Genomic DNA, 22,348 nt, shown 5'->3' on the forward strand with positions numbered 1-22,348 from the left:
TGCCTGAAGCAATCCGGCCAAATAACCCCTCGGGGAGGAAACCATGGGAAACATCACGCTCAAGAACGTCTCCAAGCATTTCGGATCGACGGTCATCATTCCAGGCCTCGACCTGGTCATCGAGAATGGCGAGTTCGTCGTCTTCGTCGGGCCGTCGGGTTGCGGCAAGTCCACGTTGCTGCGCCTCATCGCCGGGCTCGAGGACACCAGCGGGGGCACCATCAACATCGATGGCCGTGACGTCACCGGCGAGGCGCCGGCCAAGCGCAAGCTGGCCATGGTATTCCAGTCCTATGCGCTCTATCCGCATATGACGGTGGCCAAGAACATCGGCTTCCCGCTGAAGATGGCGGGCGAGGATGTGGCGACGATCGACAAGAAGGTGAAGGACGCAGCCCGGGTCCTCAACCTCACCAACTATCTCGAACGCCGGCCTGGCCAGCTCTCCGGCGGCCAGCGGCAACGCGTCGCCATCGGCCGCGCCATCGTGCGCCAGCCCTCGGCCTTCCTGTTCGACGAGCCGCTGTCCAACCTCGATGCCGCACTGCGCGGCACCATGCGGCTCGAAATCAGCGAGCTGCACCATCAGCTCAAGACGACGATGGTCTACGTCACCCACGACCAGATCGAAGCTATGACCATGGCCGACAAGATCGTCGTGCTCAACGCCGGCAACATCGAACAGGTCGGCTCGCCGATGGAACTCTACAAGTCGCCGAAGAACCTGTTCGTGGCGGGCTTCATCGGTTCGCCGAAAATGAACCTGATCGAAGGTGCGCCGGCGGCCAAATACAACGCCAAGACCATCGGCATTCGTCCTGAGCATATGGGGATATCGACCACAGCGGGTGACTGGAAAGCCCTTGTCGGCGTCGCCGAGCATCTGGGCTCCGACACCTTCCTGCATGTCCAGGCCGACGGCGCCGGTCCGCTGACGGTACGCGCCGACGGCGAACTCGCCGTGCGTCACGGCGACACCATCTATTTGACGCCCGACAAGGTCCGGATGCATCGCTTCGGCCCCGATGGAAAGGCGCTGACGCAGTGAGACTGAACGGCAAATCGGCGCTGATCACCGGCTCGGCGCGCGGCATCGGCAGGGCTTTTGCCGAAGCCTACACGCGCGAGGGTGCCACGGTGGCCATTGCCGATATCAATCTGGCGGCTGCCGAAAAGACGGCCGCCGAGATCGGCGCCAACGCCTATCCGGTCAGGCTCGACGTCAGCGACCTCGCTTCGATCCAGGCGGCGGTCAAGGCGGTCGAAACAAAGACGGGCGGCCTCGACATACTGATCAACAACGCTGCCTTGTTCGACCTGGCGCCGATCGTCGAGATCACCAAAGCGAGCTACGACAAATTGTTCTCCGTCAACGTCGCCGGCACCTTGTTCATGCTGCAGGCAGCGGCGCGTTCGATGATCGCAAGGGGCAATGGCGGCAAGATCATCAACATCGCCAGCCAGGCAGGACGCCGCGGCGAGCCGCTGGTCGCCGTCTATTGCGCCACCAAGGCCGCGGTGATTTCGTTGACCCAGTCCGCCGGGCTCGATCTGATCAAGCACCGCATCAACGTCAATGGCATCGCGCCCGGCGTCGTCGACAGCGATATGTGGGATGAGGTCGATGCGCTGTTTGCCAAATATGAGAACCGGCCGAAGGGCGAGAAGAAGCGGCTGGTCGGCGAGGGCGTGCCCTATGGCCGCATGGGCAAGCCGGAGGACCTGACCGGCATGGCGGTCTTCCTGGCAAGCGACGACGCCGAATACATCGTCGCCCAGACCTACAATGTCGATGGCGGCCAATGGATGAGTTGATGGGCCGGGATCACGAAGGCCGCAGCCCGGCCAAAAGGGTAAAAAAATGACCGTGAAACTCTCCTCCTCGATCCTCTCGGAACTCCCCGCCAAGGTCGCCGGTCCCAGATATGATCGCTCCAGGCTCAAACCCGGTATCGTCCATTTCGGCGTCGGCAATTTCCATCGCTCGCATCAGGCGGTCTACCTCGACGATCTCTTCAATTCAGGCATCGGCCATGACTGGGCGCTGGTCGGCGCCGGGGTCTTCGAGGGCGAAAAAATCGGCCGTTCCAAGCTGCAGGAGCAGGACTGGCTGACCACCGTGGTCGAGCAGGATTCCGACCATATGAGCGCCCGCGTCACCGGCGTCATGATCGACTTCCTGACGCCCGGCGATGCCGATGCCATCATCGACCAGCTCGCCGATCCGGCGATCAAGATCGTCTCGCTGACCATCACGGAAGGCGGTTATTTCATCGATCCGGCCTCCGGCAAGTTCAACCCGACCCACCCCGACATCGTCGCCGACGCACAGGCAGGCACGACGCCGAAGACGGTGTTCGGCCTCATCCTTGCGGGCCTGATGCGCCGCCGGGCCGACGGCATCGTGCCGTTCACCGTCATGTCCTGCGACAACATCCCTCACAATGGCCATGTCACCTCGGATGGCGTCATCGGCCTCGCCCGGCTGATCGATGAGGATCTGGCAAACTGGGTCAGCGACAATGTCGCCTTTCCAAACGGCATGGTCGACCGCATCACCCCCGCCACCTCCGACCGCGAGCGCGGTATTCTCGCCACCGAGTTCGGCCTCGAGGACAACTGGCCGGTGTTCTGCGAGCCGTTCAAGCAATGGGTGCTGGAGGATCATTTCACCGACGGCCGCCCGCCGCTGGAAAAGGTCGGTGTGCAATTCGTGAGGGATGTCGCGCCCTATGAACTGATGAAGATCCGCATCCTCAATGGCGGTCATGCCACGATCGCTTATCCCGCAGGGTTGATGGACATCCATTTCGTCCATGAGGCGATGCAGGAGCCGCTGGTGCGCGGCTTCCTCGCCAAGCTCGAGCATGACGAGATCATCCCGACCGTGCCGCCGGTGCCGGACACCGTGCTGGAGGATTATTACCAGCTCATCGAGCACCGCTTTTCCAACCCCAAGATCGGCGACACCATCCGTCGGCTTTGCCTCGACGGTTCCAACCGGCAGCCGAAATTCATCATCCCGACCATTGCCGACCGGCTGAAGGCCGGCAAAGGAGTCGCGGGTCTGGCGCTCGAGTCGGCGCTGTGGTGCCGCTATTGTTTCGGCACCACAGACAGCGGCGCGGTCATCGAGGCCAACGACCCGAGCTGGGACCGGCTGCAGGCAAGCGCGAAGGCGGCGAAGGACAAGCCCGGTGCCTGGCTTGCGATGGAAGATATATATGGCCACGTCGGCCGCTCGGCGCCGTTCGCCGAGGCCTTTGCCCATGCGCTCAACGTCTTGTGGGCGAATGGCACGCGCGCGACGCTGACGCGCTACATCTCCGGCAAGCTCTGACGCCAGCCGCAATGACGCCCGAACTGGTCATCTTCGACTGTGACGGCGTGCTGGTCGACAGCGAGGCGCTGTCGGTTTCGGCTCTGCTCGGCATGATCTCTGCCGCCGGGGGCTCGGTCAGCGAGGATGCGGCCTACGAGCATTTCCTCGGCAAGAGCATGAAGAGCGTGCGCGAGATACTTCTTCGCGATTTCACCATCGACATCACCGACGTGCATCTGACCGATATGCGCGTCGAGCTGATGCGCAAATTCCGCGAGGAGCTGAAGCCGATTCCCGGCATCAGCGACATCCTGCCGAGGCTGGGCGTGCCCTGCTGCGTCGCTTCCTCCGGCACGCTCGACCGCATTCGCTATGCGCTCGACGTTACCGGCCTGCTCGGCCTGCTCGAGCCCCATCTGTTCAGCGCTGCCATGGTCGCGCGCGGCAAGCCGGCGCCGGATCTTTTTCTCCATGCCGCCGCCGCCATGGGCGCGCATCCCGGTAATTGCATCGTAATCGAGGACAGCCCTGCCGGCATCGCGGCGGCGCGTGCGGCCGGCATGCGCGTCTTTGCTTTCACCGGCGGTTCGCACGCCGGCAACCCGGCCTTGAAAGCGCGGCTTGCGTCGAGTGAACCGGACTTTATATTCGCGGACATGCTGCAATTGCCCGATCTGATTGCAGGCTAGAGCATGATGCCGAAAAGTGTGAATCGGTTTTCGGAACGACATCATGCTCTACTTCTTTGATTTAGAGACGGATTCAGATTTCGGGTCGAACAGACCTGAAATCATCCGGCTCTAGGGAGCGAGAGTAAAAGCATCTTGACGAAAAGCTTCGTTTGCGCGGTCGATGTCGGCACCGGGAGCGCCCGCGCGGGCATTCTCGATACGTCAGGCACCTTGCTCGGCCGCGCCGAGCATCCGATCGTCATGAACCAGCCGAAGGCCGATCACGCCGAGCACAATTCGCAGGATATCTGGTCGGCGGTCTGCATCGCGGTGCGTGCCGCGCGCGAAAAGGCCGGTGTGTCAGCCGACGATATTGTCGGCATGTCGTTCGACGCCACCTGCTCGCTGGTGGTGCTGGACAGGAATGCCGGCCAGCTCAGCGTCTCGGTGACGGGCGAACGGCGCTGGGACACCATCGTCTGGCTCGACCATCGCGCCATCGCCGAGGCAGATGAATGCACCGATAGCGGCCACGCCGTACTCGACTATATCGGTGGCGTCATGTCGCCGGAAATGGCGACGCCGAAGCTGATGTGGCTGAAGCGCAATCTGCCGGGAACTTGGCATGAAGCCGGCTACCTGTTCGACCTCACCGATTTCCTGACCTGGAAGGCGACCGGGTCGCTGGCGCGCTCGCAATGCACGCTGACCGCCAAATGGACCTATCTGGCGCATGAGGAAACCGGCTGGCGCCGTGACTTCTTCGACAGGGTCGGGCTTGGCGATCTGTTCGAACACGGCAGCCTGCCGGAGAAGGCAAGTGCTGTCGGTGCCGACATCGGCACGCTCACCCCTGAAGCGGCGGCGGAGTTGGGCTTGAGCGAAAACTGTCGGGTCGGCGCCGGCGTCATCGATGCCTATGCCGGCGCGCTTGGCGTGCTCGGCGGCTTTGCTGGCGACGAGCAGAATATCGGCCGCCATCTGGCATTGATCGCCGGCACCTCGTCCTGCGTCATGGCGATGTCGCCCGACCCGCAGCCTTTCGCCGGCGTCTGGGGTCCATACTATGGCGCCGCACTGCCAAAGCTGTGGCTGTCGGAAGGCGGACAGTCGGCCACTGGTGCCTTGCTCGACCACATCATCCGCTGGCATGGCGCCGGCGGCGAGCCGGATGCGGCCATGCATGCCAAGATCGCCAGGCGCGTCGCTGAACTGCGCAGCACCGAAGGCGACAAGCTGGCGGCGAGGTTGCATGTGCTGCCGGATTTCCACGGCAACCGCTCGCCGCTTGCCGACCCGCATGCCGTCGGCGTGGTCAGCGGGCTGACGCTGGATTCCTCCTTCGACAGTCTGTGCAAGCTGTATTGGCGCACCGCCGTCGGCATCGCGCTCGGCGTGCGCCATGTGCTGGAGGCGCTGAACGAGAACGGCTATCTCATCGACACGCTGCATGTCACCGGCGGCCACACCAAGAACCCGTTGCTGATGGAGCTTTATGCCGACGCGACCGGCTGCGCGGTAATCGAGCCGCTGGCCGACGAAGCCGTTCTGCTCGGCACCGGCATGGTCGCCGCCACCGCGGCCGGTCTGTTCCCGGACCTGAATGCCGCTTGCGTCGCCATGCAGCAAGGCGGCAGGGCGCGCACCTCGAACCGGGCCGCGTCAGGCCGCTTCGACCGCGACTACAGGATTTTCCTCGAAATGCACCGCCAGCGGCAGGAGCTCGACGCCATCAGCTAGAGCAATTCCACGAAAAATGTGAAACGGTTTTCCGTCCGGAATTGCGTACCAAATCTAGGCCTCCTCTCGCCGGCGCAAGGATGCGCCGGTCGCCGAGTCGAACAGATGCACGCTCTCCTCCTCGAATGTGTAGCGCACAGGCGCGCGCAACGCCGGGCATTCGCGGGCCGATACCAATGCGCCGACCTCCTTGCCGCCGCAGGCGAACGTCACCAGCGCGTCATTGCCATGGAACTCGATGAGGTCGGCGGTGCCTTGCAGAAGATTGATGCTCTGAGCGCCGGCGGTCTTCAGGTCCGGCGGTCGGATTCCAAGCACGGCGCGCTGGACGCCGCGTAGATCGAAGCCCGAGCCTTCTATGGAGAAGCTCGAGCCGCCGTCTGTCAGCGTCCAGCGTTCGTCCTTCCGCCCGACGGCCACGTCGATGAAATTCATGTTCGGCGTACCGATGAAGCCGGCGACGAACAGATTGCCCGGCTGGCGATAGATCTCCGCAGGCGAGCCGATCTGTTCGATAACGCCATCCCTGAGCAGCACGATCCGGTCGGCCAGCGTCATCGCTTCCAACTGATCGTGGGTGACATAGACGGTGGTGGTCTTCAGCGACTGATGCAGCCAGGCGATCTCGACCCGCATGTGGTTGCGCAGTTTGGCATCTAGATTGGACAGCGGCTCGTCGAACAGGAACACTTTCGGCGTCTTGATCATGGCGCGCGCAATCGCCACGCGCTGCTGCTGGCCGCCGGAAAGTTCGGTCGGCTTGCGGGCGAGGTAAGGTTCGAGGCCGAGCGTCGTTGCCACCGCCTCGACTCGCTTCCGGATCTCGGCCGGGGGCACTTTCTGTCGCTTGAGCCCAAAGGCGATGTTGTCGAAGATCGTCATATGCGGGTAGAGCGCATAGTTCTGGAAAACCATGGCAATGCCGCGCTCGCCGGGCTCGAGATCGTTGACCACTTTGCCGCCGATCGACACTTCCCCGCCGCTGATATCCTCCAGTCCGGCCAGCATCCTGAGCAAGGTCGACTTGCCGCAGCCGGACGGGCCGAGGAATACGACGAATTCGTGCTCCTCGATCGAGAGATTGAGGTCGCGGATGACGGTGGTGGCGCCGTAAGCCTTGTCGACATGGGAGCAAACGATCGCGGACATGGTCAGCCCTTCTCGCCGGTAAGAAGGATTTGCAGCTTGACGTCTTGCGGCTTGCCTTGCGCCGCCCGCTCGAAGGCCTCGATGCTGTCCGAGAAATCATAAGTGCCGGTGATCAGCGGCTTGAGGTCGACCTTCCCCGAGGCGATCAGCTGCAGCGCGCGGTCGAAGATGTTGGCGTAACGGAACACCGTCTCGATGCGCACTTCCTTGGAGATGGCCGCCGGAACGTTGAGGCTGACCGGTTCGACCGGCAGTCCGACCAGCACCACCGCGCCGCCCGGCCGCGCGACATCGAACAGGTCGGCGAATGCCTTCGGGCTGCCGCTCGCCTCGAACACGATATCCGCGCCCCAATTGTCGGTCGCGGCGGAGACTGCGTCGACCAGCGATTGCTCACCTATATTGACCGGCACGATGCCGGGATATTGCGCGGCAATCTTGAGCTTGGGTGCGGAAAAATCGGAGATCAGCACCTTCGAGCAGCCGCCGGCCAGCGCCGCCAGCGCGATCATGATGCCGATCGGGCCGCAGCCGACGACGACGGCGACGTCGCCAGGCACGATGCGGGCGCGGCTCGCCGCCTGCATGCCGATGGCAAAGGGTTCGACCATCGCGCCTTCGGCGAAGGTGACATTGTCCGGCAGTCTGTAGGTGAAGGCGGCCGGGTGCACGGCATAGGGCGCCAGCACGCCATGGACAGGCGGCGTCGCCCAGAAGGAGACGTCAGGGTCGACATTGTAGATGCCGAGCCTGGTCGCGCGCGACGACAGGTTCGGCACGCCCGGCTCCATGCAGACGCGGTCGCCGACCTTCAGCGTGCCGACATTGGCGCCGATCTCGACGATCGTTCCCGCGGCTTCGTGGCCGAGCACCATCGGGGCCCGCACGACATAGCTGCCGATGGCGCCATGGGTGTAATAGTGCACGTCGCTGCCGCAGACGCCGACCGTGTGGATGGCGATCTTGACATCGCCCGGTCCGACGTCGAGCGGCAGCGCGATCTCGCGCAGCGACAGTTCGCCTTTTTTCTCAAGCACCAGTGCCCGCATAGGTAAGTCCTCGCATCAAGTCTTTTTTTACCGGAAAACGGAATTCAGGAAGCCGCTGAGCACGCCGAGGAACAGCAGCGGCGGTAGCGACAACAGCACGACCGAGGCGTTGAGGATTCCCCACGGCACGTTCATGCCTTGCTGTGAAAGTTCGGAAGCGACGATCGGCAATGTCTTGGCGTTGGAACTGGACAGCATCAGCGCGATCAGGAATTCGTTCCACACCAGCACGAAGCTGAAGGCGACGGCGCCGATCAGCGAGCGCGCCGCTACCGGCAGCGCAATGCGCCAGAACACCGAGTAAGCGCCGTAGCCGTCGACGAAAGCGGCTTCCTCGATTTCCTTCGGCACGGCCTGGAAGGCGGGAATGGCGAGCCACATGATCACCGAGATGGTGAGCAGCGAATAGGTGACGATCAGCGCCGGCAAGGTGTCGTAGAGCCCGATCTGCAGCCAGATCACCATCAGCGGAATGGCGACTGCCACCGGGGGCAGGAAGCGCAGCGACAACACGAAGAACTGGATGTCGCCAGCGAAGCGATTGGGATAGCGCGCCACCGCATAGGCTGCCGGAAGGCCGAGCATGACGCCGATCAGCACGGCGACGCCGCAGGAAATGACCGAGTTATAGAGACCGGTCAGTACGCTGTCGCGGCCGATGATGTAGCTGATATTGTCGAAGGTCGGGGTAAACACCAGGCGCGGCACGCGGGTGATGATGTCGACATTGTTCTTCAGCGAATTGACCGCCGTCCAGGCGAGCGGAAACACCGCCATGAAGCCGGCGAAGGCCAGGATGATCTTGCCGATGAGGCGGCCCGGTCTCATGCGATACGGCCTCATGCCTGCACCCGCTTCCACAGCATGGTGAAGGTGATGACAGTCGCGATCATCATCAGCACCGCCATGGCCGAGGCATAGGACACCTTGCCGGATTCGATGAAGCCTTGCGAGAAGGCGTACATGTCGAGCGTCTCGGTCGCCACGCCCGGCCCGCCGCGCGTCATCACATAAATCAGGTCGAAGGAGCGCAGCGATTCGATCATCTTGACGAACATCAGGCTGATCAGCGGCGCCTTCAGCATAGGCAAGGTCACATAGGCATGGATCTGCCAGCGTTTGGCGTGGTCGAGCCGCGCCGCTTCGATCGGCTGCGGCGGCAAGGTCTCCAGAAGCTTCAGCACGATGACCGCGAAGAACAGTCCCCACTGCCAGACATCGACCGAGGCGACGGCAAACAGGGCCGTCGACGGCTTCGACAGCGGGTCGAAGATCAGCCCGCCGGTGATCAGCCTGTAGGGATAGGTGGCGATGCCGTAGAGCGGATGATAGGCGAACTTCCACACGAAAGCCGCCGACACGCGCGGCAACAGCACCGGGATGATGAACAGCAGGCAGTAGATGTTGCGCAGCCGCGGCGACGCCACTTCGAACATCAGCACGCCGAGCCCGATGGCCACCATCATCGTTGCCACGACGGTGACGATTTCCCACTTCACCGAAACCCAGACCGCGTTGAGGAAACGCCGGTCGGCGAACAGGTCGATGAAGTTCGACAACCAGACCCAGGAATAGTCCGAGGAGCTCAGCTCGCGGTTCTGCAGGGCGATGACGATGGCGTAGAGCGTCGGCACCATCGACAGCACCAGAAGAATGGTGAGCGTCGGAACCAGAAACGTCACGGGCAGGGAAGAGCGTCGGCGCATGGCCTATCCTCGGGCTGTGCCTTTTTTGGGGAGAACCCGCGGCGCACAGGACCCGGCATCCGGTCGAATGCCGTGGACCGCGCGCCGCGGCCGGGAGGATTACTTCTTCTTCACCAGCTCGTTGGCGTAGGCCTCGAGTTCGTCGAGGCCGCCCTTGACGTCGGTGCGCGTGCCGGTGACCAGCTCTTCCAGGATGATGCCCCAGCGGTCGCCGAGATCCGGCCAGCGCGGATCCTGCCAGAAGTTCACCGCCGTCACCTTGCCGGTATCGGCAAGCGCCTGGCCGAGATCGGCGCCATAGATGTCGGCGAACTCCTTGCTGGACAGCACGCTGGTGCGGTTGAGCTCGCCGAATTGGTGCGCGTCGAGCCGGCGCTTCTCGTTCTCCTTCGACGTCGCCCAGGCGATGAACAGGCCGGCGCATTGCTTCGCGGCGTCATCGGCATTGGCCTTGGCGGCGATGGCGAGGCCGTGGCCGTAGCCGCCGCCGGTCAGTGGCGAGGGCGGCGGCAGGAAGCCGATCTTGCCGACCACTTGCGAGGTCTTCGGGTCGACCGCCATGCCCGACAGCGGCGTCGATTCGACCAAGATGGCAACCTGGCCCGACAGGAAGGCGCCGGTCGATTCATCCCAGCTGCCGGTCTGCGTGCCGGGCGCTGAATCCTTGAACAGTTTAAGATAGGTCTCGGTCGCTTTGACCGCGGCCTCGGAGTTGAAAGCCGGCTTGTCACCGTCGAACCATTTTCCGCCATAGGCCTTGAAGAACGGCATCCAGCGCCAGACATTGGCGCCCGAGCCACGCGCGCCGCGCAGCGCGATGCCGTACATGCCCTTGTCGGGATCAGTCAGCTTCGGCACGTCGGCGATCAACTCGTCCAGCGTCTTCGGCGGCTGGATGCCGGCGGCTTCCAGAATGTCCTTGCGGTAGACCATCAGGTCGCCGCCGCCGGTCAGCGGCGCGAACCACACCTTGCCGTCATAGGTGGCGACCTTCTGCCGGCCCGGGTCGAAATCGGCGTAGTCGTAGTCAGCCGGGTAATAGTCGGTGAGCGGCACGATCCATTTCGACGAGGCGAACAGCGCGACATTGGCTTCGTCGACATAGTAGACGTTGTAGTTGCCCACCGTGGACGCATCGGCGCGCGATTTCGCCCGGCGGTCGTTCTCGTTGAGATAGTCGATCTGGAAGCTGGCGCCGGCCAGTTTCTGGAACTCGTCCTTGGACGCCTCCAGCAGCGTCAGCCCGTCACGCGGTTGCGCCAGCACCTTGACCGGCGCCGAGCAGACCGGCGCCGCCAGCGCCATGGTCGAGAGGGTCGTGGTAAGCATGAAAGCTGCGCTTATGCTCGCAGCGAGCCGAATTGGTTTCATTGATTTTCTCCTCCAGGAACAGTCGCAGGAAGCGGAAGTCTTCGGTTGCGCGATCCTCGCCATCGCCCGAGCGACAAGCCACCCATCGCCAAAATGAGGAGTTGCTAAAGGCCGCGCTAGAAGCCTCGTTGCAGCAGACCTGTACTTTTATGCATTGTGCGCTGCAAAATCCGGCCCGCCTGCACGGCCTCTGTCACATGAGTACCGATGGAGTGAGGAAGGCCGGTTTTCAGGCGCGCATCGTCATCCGCTGCTTCGACAGCTTGCGGTAGGATGACGGCGTCATCCGGTGCTTGCGCAGGAAGGCGCGGTTGAAGTTGGAGATGTTCATGTAGCCGACCTGGAAGCAGATGTCGGTGATCGGAATATCGGTGTCCGCCAGCAGCTTGCAGGCTTGCCAGAGCCGGAGCTTGGCGATGTGGTCGCTGAAACTGTTGCCGGTGTTCTTCTGGAAGAAGCGCGAAAACGTGCTTTCGCTCATCCCGGCCAGCTCCGCCGCCTCCGGCAGCTTCAGATCCTCGGCGAAATGCTGGAAGAGATAGGTCAGCGTGCGCTGGATGATGTCCAGCGAGGTTGCGTCGAGCGCGGGTGAGAAATCCGGCGAGGACAAAAGCTCGTATTCGTCTGTCCTGGCCAGCAGATCGACCAGTTCGAGGAAGAGGCAAAACCGGGCGAGCCCGTGCACGGTGCCCATCCGTTCCATCAGCGCAGCGCCGTCGAGCGCGGCGCGGCCATGGAAGACGATGCCGCGCAGCGATCGCTCCAGGAACGGTTCCAGTTCGCGCAGCTCCGGCAGCAGTCCCGCCGAGCCGCGCAGCCGCTGCGGATCGAATTGCAGCACGATGTCGCGTCCTTCGATCAGCTCGCCGGGTTGCACCGATGTCACCCAGTCATGCGGCAGCCCGCCGCCGACGATGCTCAGGTAGCCCGGCCCGAATTCGCCGATGTGATCGCCGACCAGCGCGACCCCGGAAGACTTCCGCAGGAGATGGATCTCGTATTCCGGATGAAAATTCCAGACATTGCGCTCCCAGGGATAGTCGTCGAGCCGCCACAGGAAACTGTCGCTCGCCTCGGTGACGATGTGCTCGAAAGCCGGCACCGTGCGAGGGATCGCGGCCGTGTTCTTTCTGCGCCTGAATGCCATCGTCTGCTCTCCGGGGCGTATGAGGAAGCGACTGGTTTCGGGTAATCCGTAGCAGTCTGTCGCCCGCAAGTGAACGATGTCTGCCTCAGCGATTTCAACGCCGGCTCTCGATGATCTCAATGAAGCGGGCGAACAGCCCGGCCTGGGATTTGACGCCGAGTTTGCGATGGATGTTGCGGCGGTGAACCTTCACCGTTCCCGGTACGATGCGCATGGCTCTCGCGATCGACTCGGTGGAATGCCCCTGCAGCACCAGATCGACGACATGCTTTTCGCGCGGGGTCAGCGACAGGCTTTCCCAAATGTGGGCGCGGTCGAACTCGTTGACGGCGGCGATCGTCTCGCCCTGCTCCGCTTCGTCCTGCTCCTCGGCCGAAAGTGCGGGCCAGCGCAACCGGGCGAAGTTGATGACCGCCGGCGCCATGTCGCGCAGCAGCCTGGCATCGGCGGTGCCGAAGGGACCCGAGGCGTGCAATCGCATCAGCGACAGCACCAGCGCATCCTTGCCGGGCAGCGGCACGAAGAAGCCGACCTCCTCGGCCAGCCTTGTCTGGCTATAGTAGGTGCGAAAATACTCGCTGGCATAGAAGCGGTCGGGCGCCAGCTCGCGCATGCGCCAGAACCCCTCCTTGCGCTCCACCGCCGCGTGATGAAATGGGTCGAGCAGATAAGGTCCTTCCTGATAGAGCGTGACGAAGACATGGCTCTCGGCCGGCGAGAAGGTTTCGAACAGCAGCGGCGGTCGCGATGCGCCGCGATAGCCGAAGATAACGCAGTGGTCGAAGCTGACATGCTGGCTCAGCCAATCGACCATTGCCTGGCCGAACATTTCGCCGCTGGTCTCTCGCGTTGCCGCGACAAGGGCTGCGAGCCGGCTGTATTCGTCGCTGCGGGACGCACTCAACCTATACCCCCTCAAACGAGAAAATAGATCAGATATACCACCTGCGAGGTATATACTAGCCGCCATCGGCTCTGGTAGCGTCCTGAAATAGCCCTGTTGCTGGAGCCAGCACTTTGACCGCAGTGCCCGACATCGAGTTTCGCGGCGTCACCAAGCGCTATGGCGCCGTGACCGCTGTCAGCGGCATCGATCTGGCTGTGCCGCCCTCCGCCTTTGTCGCCCTTCTCGGACCGTCCGGCTGCGGCAAGACCACATGCCTGCGCATGATCGGCGGCTTCGAGCAGCCGAGCGAAGGCCAGGTGTTCATCCGCGGCCAAGACATGGCCGGCACACCGCCCTATCGCCGCCCGGTCAACATGGTGTTCCAGCAATATGCGCTGTTTCCGCACCTCGATGTCGAAGCCAATGTATCCTACGGGCTGCGCCAGGCACGGCCACGCCTGTCGTCGCAGGAAATCGGCCGTCGCGCCGGCGAGGCGCTCGAAATGGTGCGGCTCGCCGGCTATGGCGGCCGCAAGATCCACGAACTGTCCGGCGGCCAGCAGCAGCGCGTCGCGCTGGCGCGCGCACTGGTCAACAAGCCGGCCGTGCTGTTGCTCGACGAGCCGCTGGCGGCCCTCGACAAGAAACTGCGCACCGACATGCAGATCGAGTTGCAGAACCTGCAGCGCGAGATCGGCATCACCTTCGTGCTGGTCACCCACGACCAGGAGGAGGCGCTGTCGATGAGCGACTTCGTCTGCGTCATGAACGGCGGCCGCATCGTACAGCTCGGGCAACCAAGCGAGATCTATGACGAGCCGGCCGACCTGTTCGTCGCCGACTTCGTCGGCAAGACCAATCTGTTGAGCGGCAAGGTTGCCGGGCATACAGGCGATCTTGTCAATGTGGCGCTGGCGGACGGAACCGTCATTGCCGCGCGCAAACGAACCGCCTTGCAGCAGGGCGAGACCGTTTCTGTCAGCCTGCGTCCTGAATCGCTAAGCCTCGGCGCCACCAAAGGCAGCCCTTTCAAGGGCATCGTACGCAACCGGATCTTCTTGGGCTCAACGGCGGAATACGCCATCGAGGTGCAGGGCATCGGAACGCTGCTGGCCAAGGCCGACCATGTGATCGGCCATGGCAACCTCTTCAAGCCGGGTGAACCCGTCGCCATCGGCTTTGCCTCCGGGACGCCGCTGGCGTTTCCGGAGACCAAGAACAACGGGACCAACCAGAGGGTAGCAAAAAATGTCGAAATCATATCGTGACGGACTGCCGATTAGCCCTGAGAACTTCGTCGACCAGCTGATGCGCCTGAAGCGCGGCTCGATCGGCCGNGAGCTCGGCATCATGCCGACGCCGGCCTTCGCCGCCGAAAACCTCGGCGACCGCATGTCGATCGCCACCTGGCCGAACTATCACGACCCGCAGACCTTCGAGAATTTCAAGAAGGACACCGGCGTCGCCGTCGAGGTCAACGTGTTCGGCTCCAATGAGGAGATGCTGGCCAAGCTGCAGGCCGGCGCCTCGGGCTGGAGCCTGTTCGTGCCGACCAACTACACGATCTCGACCTACAAGAAGCTCGGCATCATCGATCCGCTCGATATGGCCAAGCTGCCGAATTTCGACGGCTCCCAGGAGGACCCGCGCTTCACCTCGGAAGGCACGATCGACGGCACGACCTACGCGGTGCCGAAGAACTGGGGCACCACGGGCTTTGCCGTCAACACCAAGAAGCTGGCCAAGCCGATGACGAGCTGGAAGGAATTCTGGGACGTCGCCATGGCTGAGGGCGATGGCCGCACCATGGTGCATGACTACCAGCTGACCACCATCGGCAACGCGCTGAAATATTACGGCTATTCCTTCAACTCGCTGAAGCAGGACGAACTCGCCAAGGCCGAGGAACTGCTGCTCAAGGTCAAGCCGCATCTGTTCGCGGTCTCTTCGGACTACCAGCCGGGCATGCGGGCGGGCGACGCCTGGATGACCATGTGCTGGACGAATGATGGCGCACAGCTGCATCGCGATATTCCAGAGATCGCCTATGTGCTGGGCAAGGAGGGCGGCGAAATCTGGACCGATTTCTACGCCATCCCGAAGGACGCGCCGAACAAGCCGGCCGGCTATGCCTTGCTCAATTATCTGATGACCCCGGAGGTTGCTGTGAAGGAGCATCTCGCCAATGGCGCGCCCTCGACCGACGCGCGGGTCAACAAACTGCTGCCCAAGGAAGTGCTCGACAATCCGATCCTTTACCCGGCGGCCGACCTGTTGACACCGCTGGAATTCGGTGCGGCGGCGACGCTGACCGACCCCGGCCGCGCCGAACTGATGGCGCGCTTCAAGTCGGCTTGAGGCTGGCCTGACGCAAACGGAAAACCGGCGGGCCTAGTCCGCCGGCATCGGGGCGGTTTAATGCACGGCAACAGATTTCGGCACAATTTTCTGACAGCGCTGCTGCTCGCACCGGCCACGGCGTGGCTGGTGGTGTTCCTGGTGTTGCCGTTCATCGCCATTGCCGTGTTTAGCGTCGGCGAGCGGGCGCCGGAGGGCGGCTATCAGGCCGCCTTCACGCTGGCGCAATACGCCAATCTCCCGGCAAGGGCGACCGCCTTCTGGAACACGATGATGCTGGCGCCGGTGGGCGCGCTTGCCTGCCTGCTCGTCGCCTACCCGGTTGCCTACTACCTCGCCCTGAAGGCGCCGCAACGCTGGCGACTGATCCTGCTTGCGCTCGTCGTCATTCCCTTTTGGACCAGCCTTTTGATGCGCACCTATGCCTGGATGTACATTCTGGGCGGACGCGGCATTCCCGCACTGCTGGCCTTTGTCGGCACCGAGGATGTCAGGCTGATCAACACGCCGGGCGCCGTGCTGCTCGGCATCGTCTATGGCTATTTGCCGCTCATGATCCTGCCGATCTATGTCAGTCTCGAGCGGCTCGACCGACGGCTGCTGGAAGCCTCTGCCGATCTCGGCGCGACGCCGCTCTCGACCTTCCTAGGCGTGACGCTGAAGCTGTCGCTGCCGGGCGTCATGACCGGCTTCTCGCTGGTCATGATCCTGCTGCTTGGCGAATACCTGATCCCGACGCTGCTTGGCGGCGGCAAGGTGTTCTTCATCGGCAACGCGCTGGTCGACCTGTTCCTGCAGTCGCGCAACTGGCCGTTCGGATCGGCCATCGCCATCACCTTGGTGGCGGTTTCGGTGGTGGTGCTGATTGCCGCCAACCGCATTTCGACACGGGTGTCGGGCGCCCGCAGGGTGGATCTGATCTGATGCGCGCCTTCGTCACAGCCGTCTTCGCCTTCCTCTATCTGCCGATTGCGTTGGTCGTGCTGTTTTCCTTCAACGCCGGCCGCCATGCCAGCGAGTTCACCGGCTTTTCGGTGCAGTGGTACGGCACGGCGCTGTCGAACCCGTTCCTGGTCGAGGCATTGAAGAACAGCCTGTTCATCGCCACCACCAGCGCGCTTCTGGCGGCGGTGTGCGGCACGGCAGCCGCACTCGGCCTGGCGCGGGTCGGGCTCAGAACCCGCGCCGTCTTCGACGCGCTGATGGGTGCCGCGATCGTCGTTCCCGGCGTCGTCATCGGCATCTCGACGCTCGTCGCGCTGGTCCAGTTGTTTGGCGTGCTCAACCCGTTCCTCGCCTCGATCTGGCCAAACGACCAGCCGCCGCGCCTGTCGCTCGGCTATGGATCGATCATCGCCGCCCACGGCCTGTTTTCGATGGCGTTGGTGACGATAATCGTCGGCACGCGTCTCGCCAGCCTCGACCGCAACCTGGTCGAGGCCTCGAGCGATCTCTACGCCACGCCGCTGACGACGTTTCGCTCGATCGTGCTGCCGCAGATCATGCCGGCGGTGATCGCCGGCTTCCTGCTCGCCTTCACCTTCTCCTTCGACGATTTCATCGTCGCCTTCTTCGTCGCCGGCGCGCAGACGACGCTGCCGATCTATGTCTTCGCCTCGATCCGGCGCGGCGTGACGCCGGAAATCAACGCCATCGCCACCATCGTGCTCGTCGCCTCGGTTCTTCTGGTGGTGCTTGCCCAATGGCAGCTGCGCCAGCGCCAGCCGTCAAACTGAACAAGCCATCCAGCTGAAAGACAAATTCATGCTCCTCAAAGACCGCATCGCCGTGGTGACGGGCGCCGGTTCCGGCATCGGCCGCGCCGGCGCCATGATCATGGCCAGGGAAGGCGCGCTGGTGGTCATCGCCGACCGGGATCTGGCCAGCGGCGAGACCACGGCGGCGGACATCCGGGCAGTGGGCGGGCAGGCCGAGGCGATTGTCACCGACGTCTCTGACGACGCGGCGGTCGGGCAGCTCATCACAGGCACGCTCGGCAAGTATGGCCGCATCGACATCCTGCACAATCACGCCGGCATCCAGGTCGGCGGCACGCTGACCGAGGTCGAGGTCGATGGCATGGATGCGTCCTGGCGCATCAATGTACGGGCGCAGTTCCTGGCCGCGCGGCTGGCCATGCCGGCGATGGTCGCGCAAGGCGGCGGCGTCATCCTCAACACGGCTTCGAATTCGGGCGTCTTCTACGACCGCGAGATGATCGCCTATGCCACGTCCAAACATGCGGTGGTGGCGATGACCAGACAGATGTCGCTCGACTATGCCCGCCACAATGTGCGCGTCAACGCGCTCTGCCCGGGCTGGGTCGACACGCCTTTCAACGAGCCGTTCATCGCCCAGATGGGCGGACGCGAGGCGATCGAAACCTATGTCCGCACCAAGATTCCGATGGGCCGCTGGGCGAGCGCCGAAGAGATCGCAGAAGCGATCCTGTTCCTCGTCTCCGACCGCTCATCCTTCATGACCGGCCAGGCACTGGTGATCGACGGCGGCGAAAGCATCGGCTGATCTAGAGCAATTCCAGGAAAAGTGTGTAACGGTTTTCCGTCCGGAATTGCGTAAAACAAATAAGGGCAGCCGGATAGGAGGGTTCCCGCTTCTGGCTCAATCGCCGGCTGCCCGTCCTCCCTTGCCTTCATGCCGCATTTCGTCCAATAGAACGACGCAAACGCTGCGAAACCGAAGGTTTTGCCGTTTGGAAGTGCGGCTTCCGGCCTCGTTGCCGACGCGCCGCAATCGGAAAGAGCAGGACAATGTCTGCGATCGAAGCCGGCGCTCGTGCGCCGGAAAATCTTTGGCGTCAGGAAATCAGGGCGACGCTGGCGCTGGCCTGGCCGATGGTGCTCACCAATCTCGGCCAGACCGCGATGACCGCCACCGACGTCATGATGATGGGGCGTCTGGGCGCGGACACGCTGGCCAGCGGCGCGCTCGGCGCCAACCTCTATTTCATGCCGCTGATCTTCGGCCTCGGCCTGATGCTGGCGACCTCGCCGATGATCGCCACCGAGCTTGGCCGCCGCCGCTATTCGGTGCGCGATTTGCGCCGCACCGTGCGGCAAGGGCTGTGGCTGGCGATCCTGATCTCGATCCCGATCTGGATGGTGCTGTGGCATGGCGAGGCCATTCTGCTGGCCATGGGCCAGGAGCCGGCATTGGCACATCAGGCCGGCATCTATCTGCGCTGGCTGGAATGGGCGGTGCTGCCCTTCTACGGCTATATCGTGCTGCGTTCCTTCATCTCGGCGCTGGAGCGGCCGGGCTGGGCGCTGATCATCGTCTTCGTCGCCGTCGCCTGCAACGCCTTCTTCAACTGGGTGTTCATGTTTGGCAATCTCGGCGTCACCTCAATGGGCATTGCCGGTTCGGGGCTGGCGACCACGCTGTCGAGCACGTTGATGTTCTGCGGCCTGGCAGCCGTGGTGATGCTGGAGAAGAAGTTTCGCCGCTACCGCCTGTTAGGCCGCTTCTGGCGCTCCGACTGGCCGCGCTTCAAGGGTCTGCTGCGGCTCGGCATGCCGATCGCCGGCATCCTCGCCTTCGAGGTGACGATCTTCAACGCCGCAGCCCTGCTGATGGGCCTGATCGATGCGGATTCGCTCGCCGCGCACGCCATCGCCATCCAGATCGCCTCGATCTCCTTCATGGTGCCGCTCGGCCTCAACCAGGCGGTCACCGTGCGTGTCGGGCTGGCGCATGGCGCCGGCAATCCGGCAGGCGTTTCGCGCGCTGGCTGGACCGCCTTCGTCATCGGCGTCTCGTCCATGGCGCTGATGGCGCTGGTGATGGTGCTGTGGCCGCATCTGTTGATCGGCGCCTTCATCGACATGACCGATCCGGCCAATGCCAGGGTGATCGCGCTGGCCGTGTCGTTCCTTGCCTTTGCGGCGCTGTTCCAGATCTTCGACGGCGCGCAGGCCGTTGCCGCCGGCATGCTGCGCGGCCTGCACGACACCAAGGTGCCGATGATCTATGCCGCGATCGGCTATTGGGGCATCGGCCTGCCGCTCGGCGTGCTGCTCGCCTTCCATTTCGGCCTGCACGGCGTCGGCATTTGGATCGGCCTGGCGTCAGGTCTGGCCGTGGTGGCGGTGCTGCTGCTCGCGCGCTGGCTGCGGCGGGATCGGATCGCGCCGCCGCTCGTCTTCAGCCATTAAAAGCAAAACGGCCGCCGGGTTCGGCGGCCGTTCTCGTTTGGCGTGGCTGCGCTCAGCTCCCGTCCGACGACATCGCGCCGAGCAGTCTGCGTATATCGCCGAACCTGGCGATCGAGCCGAACACCAGTGCCGCCACCGCGACGAAGAACACCGACACCGAAGCCATGGTCGGTGTGTAGCCGTAGCGCAGCGCGTTGAAGATCTTGATGGGCAGCGTCTCGGTGGTGAAGCCGATCGTCATGTAGGCGACGATGTATTCGTTGAGCGACAAGACGAAGGCGAAGGCGTAGCCCGAGACGAGGTAGGGCAGGATCAACGGCAGCACCACGGTTTTCAGCACTGTGCGGTCATCGGCGCCCATGGTCGCCGCGGCCTCGACCAGCGAGCGGTCGATCGAGGCAAAGCCGAGCGACAGCGTCACCAGCGGCAGCGTCACGAAGAAGATGGCGTGGCTGATTATGGCGGTGAAGAACTGGCCGAACAGCCCGACCGTCGCCCAGAAGGAGAGGAAGCCGAGCGCGGTGATGACCGGCGGCAGGATGAAGGGCGCGAGGCCCAGCACCTGAAAAATGTTCGCCCATGGCGCGATGCGCCGCCACAGGAACCAGGCCAGCGGCAGCGCGACCGCCACGGCAATGGCCGCCGAGCAGACGGCCAGCGTCACCGAATGGATCAGCGCCAGCCGCCATTCCGGATCGGTGAAGATCTGGGCGTACCAGGCGAGCGAGAAACCGACCGGCGGGAAGGAGAGCTCCTGCCGCGAATTCACCGACACGCCGGCGACGACGATCAGCGGCGCCGCCAGGAACAGCGCGACGATGGTGAAATAGACACGGCGCAGCCAGGTCGCGGTCATAGGGCGTTCTCCCTTCGTCCGACGAGCAGTGTCAATCCGACCAGCGCCAGCGAGATCAGCACCAGGAACACCGCCATTGCGGCTGCGAACGGCATGTTGGACTGGTAGATCGCCTGGTCGGTGATCAGCACCGACAGCGTCCAGTGTTGCGGGCGTCCCAGAATCTGCGGTAGCAGATAGGAGCCGAGCGCAAAGACGAAGACCATGATCAGCGTCGCCACGATGGTGTTGCGCAGCGCCGGCGCGACGACGTTGAAGAAGGCCCGGATAGGCGAGGCGCCGAGCGTGCGCGCGGCCTCTAACAGAGTCGGATCGAGGCGGACCAAAGCGGGGTAAAGCACCAGGATCGTATAGGGCAGCGCCTGGTAAACCATGCCGGTCAGCACCGCGCCGAAGGTCGGCAGCAGCGCCACCGGCTTGTCCATCAGCCCGATCGCCACGAACAGATTGGTGATGCCCGCCGTGCGCGAAAACAGCGTCGACCAGGCAAAGCCGATGATGACTTCCGACAGCGACAGCACCGACAGCAGGCCGACCAGCCATAGCGTCTGCACGCGGCGCGGCCGGCGGGTCAGGAGGTAGGTGAAGGGGAAGGCGATGGCCACGCAGCAGACGGCGACCAGCACCGCCAGCATCAGTGAAAAGCCGAGCACGCCGCCGAAGAATACCGACAGGAAGCGGGCGTAATTGTCGAACACGAAATCCGGCGTGTAGAAACCGGACGGATTGCGCTTGAAGAAGCTCACGGCGATCATCGTCGAGAACGGCACGACGAAGAAGACGATCAGCATCAGCGCCGGAAAGAACAGCGGCGTGTAGTCGGCTAGCGACTTCGGAGCCTCGCGTCTCATGCGCCGAGCACCACGCAGCTGCCGGGCGGCAGCGTTACGCCGACCTTGGCGCCGACCGGCACGTCATGCCGTTCGCGCGGCGTGGTCACGGCAATGATGCTGGTGCCGCCGACATCGACGAAGGTCTCGATGGTGCCGCCGAGATCGCGCACGAAACTCACCTCGCCGGTGATGGCCGAGCCGCCGGGGCTGCCGAGATGCACATCCTCGGGGCGGACCGATACAGACGCTTTAGTCTGACCCGCCGGCATGGCAAGACCTGGAATGGCTGTGCCCAGAATGGTGGTGCGCCCGGTGCTGTCGATCTCGGCCGGCAGCAGATTGGTGATGCCGATGAAGTCGGCGACGAAGGCGTCGGCCGGCTTGCGGTAGATCTCGATCGGCGGCGCCGCCTGCAGGATCCTGCCGTGGCCCATGACGACGACCAGGTCGGCCATGGTCATGGCTTCGCGCTGGTCGTGGGTGACGACGATGGTGGTGATGCCCAACCGCTGCTGCAACTGGCGCAGTTCCACCTGCATGGCCTCGCGCAGTTTGGCGTCGAGCGCCGACAGCGGCTCGTCGAGCAGGAACAGCTTTGGTGACAGCGCAAGCGCGCGGGCAATCGCCACGCGCTGGCGCTGGCCGCCCGACAGTTTCGCCACCGGACGGTCGGCAAAGCCGGTCAGATGGATCAGGCCCAGCAACTCGTCGACGCGTTTCTTCTGCTCCTCCTTCGAGGCGCCGCGAATGCGCAGCGCATAGGCGATGTTGTCGCCGACGGAGAGATGCGGAAACAGCGCCAGCGACTGGAACACCATGCCGAGATTGCGCTTGTGCGTCGGCAGCGGGGTGATGTCCTCGCCGTCGAGCACGATGGCGCCGCTGGTCGGCTCCTCCAGCCCGGCGATCATGCGCAGCAGCGTGGTCTTGCCGCAGCCCGACGGGCCGAGCAGGCACACGAACGTGCCATGCGGCACGTTGAGCTGGACATTGTCGACGGCGGCGAAGTTGCCGAATTTTTTGGTGACGGCGTTGATGTCTAGTCCGGACATGCTCATCCCTTGGAGGGTTTGCTAAGGGGCCGC

General features: G+C 63.7%; 21 protein-coding genes. 11 read left to right on the forward strand and 10 right to left on the reverse strand.

Translation table 11 applies throughout. The features are described 5' to 3' along the window. Positions 1-43 precede the first annotated feature (43 nt). The 5 genes from X730_RS148215 to X730_RS148195 all read left to right on the forward strand — a co-directional run bounded on the left by X730_RS148215 (position 44) and on the right by X730_RS148195 (position 5,733). Positions 44-1,048 carry an ABC transporter ATP-binding protein gene (locus X730_RS148215; RefSeq protein ID WP_023826627.1) on the forward strand — a complete coding sequence of 335 codons (1,005 nt, stop codon included), beginning with the start codon at positions 44-46 and terminating at the stop codon, positions 1,046-1,048. Next, on the forward strand, positions 1,045-1,815 hold the full coding sequence (locus tag X730_RS148210) for an L-iditol 2-dehydrogenase (protein WP_023826628.1): 771 nt from the start codon (positions 1,045-1,047) through the stop codon (positions 1,813-1,815). Before X730_RS148215 ends, X730_RS148210 begins: the two co-directional genes overlap by 4 nt. A gap of 46 nt (positions 1,816-1,861) precedes the next feature. Beyond that, positions 1,862-3,340, forward strand: coding sequence for a mannitol dehydrogenase family protein (locus X730_RS148205; protein ID WP_023826629.1), 1,479 nt, complete (start codon positions 1,862-1,864; stop codon positions 3,338-3,340). An 11-nt stretch (positions 3,341-3,351) separates the two neighbouring features. After that, a complete protein-coding gene (locus tag X730_RS148200) occupies positions 3,352-4,011 on the forward strand; it encodes an HAD family hydrolase (RefSeq protein ID WP_023689170.1) in 660 nt (219 codons plus the stop codon). A gap of 135 nt (positions 4,012-4,146) precedes the next feature. After that, entirely contained in the window at positions 4,147-5,733 is a 1,587-nt protein-coding gene (locus tag X730_RS148195; protein ID WP_023806253.1) for an FGGY-family carbohydrate kinase, read from the forward strand. A gap of 54 nt (positions 5,734-5,787) precedes the next feature. Here the strand turns inward: X730_RS148195 and ugpC are convergent, their stop codons facing one another. The 7 genes from ugpC to X730_RS148165 form a co-directional block, all read right to left on the reverse strand. Further along, positions 5,788-6,882 (reverse strand): sn-glycerol-3-phosphate ABC transporter ATP-binding protein UgpC, encoded by a 1,095-nt coding sequence (gene ugpC / locus X730_RS148190; protein WP_023826630.1) that lies wholly within the window; start codon positions 6,880-6,882, stop codon positions 5,788-5,790. A gap of 2 nt (positions 6,883-6,884) precedes the next feature. Then, positions 6,885-7,931, reverse strand: a complete 1,047-nt coding sequence (locus X730_RS148185; protein WP_023729773.1) for an NAD(P)-dependent alcohol dehydrogenase — start codon at positions 7,929-7,931, stop codon at positions 6,885-6,887. A 27-nt stretch (positions 7,932-7,958) separates the two neighbouring features. Further along, the gene (locus X730_RS0133930; RefSeq protein ID WP_031197075.1) at positions 7,959-8,759 is read right to left on the reverse strand and encodes a carbohydrate ABC transporter permease; all 801 of its coding nucleotides are present in this window, start codon (positions 8,757-8,759) and stop codon (positions 7,959-7,961) included. 11 nt (positions 8,760-8,770) lie between these two features. After that, complete coding sequence (locus tag X730_RS148180; RefSeq protein ID WP_023826631.1) at positions 8,771-9,637, reverse strand: sugar ABC transporter permease; 867 nt, start codon at positions 9,635-9,637, stop codon at positions 8,771-8,773. A 99-nt stretch (positions 9,638-9,736) separates the two neighbouring features. Then, on the reverse strand, positions 9,737-11,008 hold the full coding sequence (locus X730_RS148175) for a sugar ABC transporter substrate-binding protein (RefSeq protein WP_023693095.1): 1,272 nt from the start codon (positions 11,006-11,008) through the stop codon (positions 9,737-9,739). A 229-nt stretch (positions 11,009-11,237) separates the two neighbouring features. After that, positions 11,238-12,155: an AraC family transcriptional regulator gene (locus X730_RS148170; protein WP_023671262.1), complete on the reverse strand. Its 918-nt coding sequence runs from the start codon at positions 12,153-12,155 to the stop codon at positions 11,238-11,240. Between the two features lie 94 nt (positions 12,156-12,249). Then, positions 12,250-13,059 (reverse strand): LuxR C-terminal-related transcriptional regulator, encoded by an 810-nt coding sequence (locus tag X730_RS148165; protein ID WP_023725984.1) that lies wholly within the window; start codon positions 13,057-13,059, stop codon positions 12,250-12,252. A gap of 113 nt (positions 13,060-13,172) precedes the next feature. On the opposite strand from X730_RS148165, the gene X730_RS148160 reads away from it, so the two are divergent. The 6 genes from X730_RS148160 (at position 13,173) to X730_RS148135 (ending at position 19,574) form a co-directional block, all read left to right on the forward strand. After that, the gene (locus tag X730_RS148160; RefSeq protein WP_023823950.1) at positions 13,173-14,309 is read left to right on the forward strand and encodes an ABC transporter ATP-binding protein; all 1,137 of its coding nucleotides are present in this window, start codon (positions 13,173-13,175) and stop codon (positions 14,307-14,309) included. Further along, positions 14,290-15,399, forward strand: a complete 1,110-nt coding sequence (locus tag X730_RS148155) for a spermidine/putrescine ABC transporter substrate-binding protein (protein WP_023826632.1) — start codon at positions 14,290-14,292, stop codon at positions 15,397-15,399. The genes X730_RS148160 and X730_RS148155 overlap by 20 nt, the downstream gene beginning before the upstream one ends. Positions 15,400-15,459: 60 nt before the next feature. Then, complete coding sequence (locus X730_RS148150; RefSeq protein ID WP_023689180.1) at positions 15,460-16,323, forward strand: ABC transporter permease; 864 nt, start codon at positions 15,460-15,462, stop codon at positions 16,321-16,323. Continuing rightward, complete coding sequence (locus X730_RS148145) at positions 16,323-17,135, forward strand: ABC transporter permease (protein ID WP_023683576.1); 813 nt, start codon at positions 16,323-16,325, stop codon at positions 17,133-17,135. Before X730_RS148150 ends, X730_RS148145 begins: the two co-directional genes overlap by 1 nt. A gap of 28 nt (positions 17,136-17,163) precedes the next feature. After that, positions 17,164-17,925, forward strand: a complete 762-nt coding sequence (locus X730_RS148140; RefSeq protein WP_023816001.1) for a glucose 1-dehydrogenase — start codon at positions 17,164-17,166, stop codon at positions 17,923-17,925. Between the two features lie 245 nt (positions 17,926-18,170). Then, positions 18,171-19,574, forward strand: coding sequence for an MATE family efflux transporter (locus tag X730_RS148135; RefSeq protein WP_023826633.1), 1,404 nt, complete (start codon positions 18,171-18,173; stop codon positions 19,572-19,574). A 52-nt stretch (positions 19,575-19,626) separates the two neighbouring features. Here X730_RS148135 and X730_RS148130 read toward each other — a convergent pair whose 3' ends face one another. Genes X730_RS148130 through X730_RS148120 form a run of 3 tightly spaced genes read right to left on the reverse strand, consistent with a single transcriptional unit; the run spans position 19,627 to position 22,315 of the window. After that, positions 19,627-20,430 (reverse strand): ABC transporter permease, encoded by an 804-nt coding sequence (locus tag X730_RS148130; protein ID WP_023826634.1) that lies wholly within the window; start codon positions 20,428-20,430, stop codon positions 19,627-19,629. Further along, a complete protein-coding gene (locus X730_RS148125; RefSeq protein ID WP_023695891.1) occupies positions 20,427-21,281 on the reverse strand; it encodes an ABC transporter permease in 855 nt (284 codons plus the stop codon). The genes X730_RS148130 and X730_RS148125 overlap by 4 nt, the downstream gene beginning before the upstream one ends. Beyond that, on the reverse strand, positions 21,278-22,315 hold the full coding sequence (locus tag X730_RS148120; protein WP_023695892.1) for an ABC transporter ATP-binding protein: 1,038 nt from the start codon (positions 22,313-22,315) through the stop codon (positions 21,278-21,280). Before X730_RS148120 ends, X730_RS148125 begins: the two co-directional genes overlap by 4 nt. Between the last annotated feature and the right edge of the window lie 33 nt (positions 22,316-22,348).

Source organism: Mesorhizobium sp. L103C131B0 (assembly GCF_000502275.1).
Classification (GTDB): Bacteria; Pseudomonadota; Alphaproteobacteria; order Rhizobiales; family Rhizobiaceae; genus Mesorhizobium.

Excerpts from the sequence above, each read along its gene's own strand:
- X730_RS148130 (WP_023826634.1), bottom strand. The coding sequence starts at position 20,430 with ATGACCGCGACCTGGCTGCGCCGTGTCTATTTCACCATCGTCGCGCTG.
- X730_RS148180 (WP_023826631.1), bottom strand. The coding sequence starts at position 9,637 with ATGCGCCGACGCTCTTCCCTGCCCGTGACGTTTCTGGTTCCGACGCTC.
- ugpC (WP_023826630.1), bottom strand. The coding sequence starts at position 6,882 with ATGTCCGCGATCGTTTGCTCCCATGTCGACAAGGCTTACGGCGCCACC.
- X730_RS148185 (WP_023729773.1), bottom strand. The coding sequence starts at position 7,931 with ATGCGGGCACTGGTGCTTGAGAAAAAAGGCGAACTGTCGCTGCGCGAG.
- X730_RS148145 (WP_023683576.1), top strand. The coding sequence starts at position 16,323 with ATGCGCGCCTTCGTCACAGCCGTCTTCGCCTTCCTCTATCTGCCGATT.
- X730_RS148215 (WP_023826627.1), top strand. The coding sequence starts at position 44 with ATGGGAAACATCACGCTCAAGAACGTCTCCAAGCATTTCGGATCGACG.
- X730_RS148150 (WP_023689180.1), top strand. The coding sequence starts at position 15,460 with ATGCACGGCAACAGATTTCGGCACAATTTTCTGACAGCGCTGCTGCTC.
- X730_RS148140 (WP_023816001.1), top strand. The coding sequence starts at position 17,164 with ATGCTCCTCAAAGACCGCATCGCCGTGGTGACGGGCGCCGGTTCCGGC.
- X730_RS148205 (WP_023826629.1), top strand. The coding sequence starts at position 1,862 with ATGACCGTGAAACTCTCCTCCTCGATCCTCTCGGAACTCCCCGCCAAG.
- X730_RS0133930 (WP_031197075.1), bottom strand. The coding sequence starts at position 8,759 with ATGAGACCGGGCCGCCTCATCGGCAAGATCATCCTGGCCTTCGCCGGC.
- X730_RS148175 (WP_023693095.1), bottom strand. The coding sequence starts at position 11,008 with ATGAAACCAATTCGGCTCGCTGCGAGCATAAGCGCAGCTTTCATGCTT.
- X730_RS148135 (WP_023826633.1), top strand. The coding sequence starts at position 18,171 with ATGTCTGCGATCGAAGCCGGCGCTCGTGCGCCGGAAAATCTTTGGCGT.
- X730_RS148170 (WP_023671262.1), bottom strand. The coding sequence starts at position 12,155 with ATGGCATTCAGGCGCAGAAAGAACACGGCCGCGATCCCTCGCACGGTG.
- X730_RS148120 (WP_023695892.1), bottom strand. The coding sequence starts at position 22,315 with ATGTCCGGACTAGACATCAACGCCGTCACCAAAAAATTCGGCAACTTC.
- X730_RS148125 (WP_023695891.1), bottom strand. The coding sequence starts at position 21,281 with ATGAGACGCGAGGCTCCGAAGTCGCTAGCCGACTACACGCCGCTGTTC.
- X730_RS148200 (WP_023689170.1), top strand. The coding sequence starts at position 3,352 with ATGACGCCCGAACTGGTCATCTTCGACTGTGACGGCGTGCTGGTCGAC.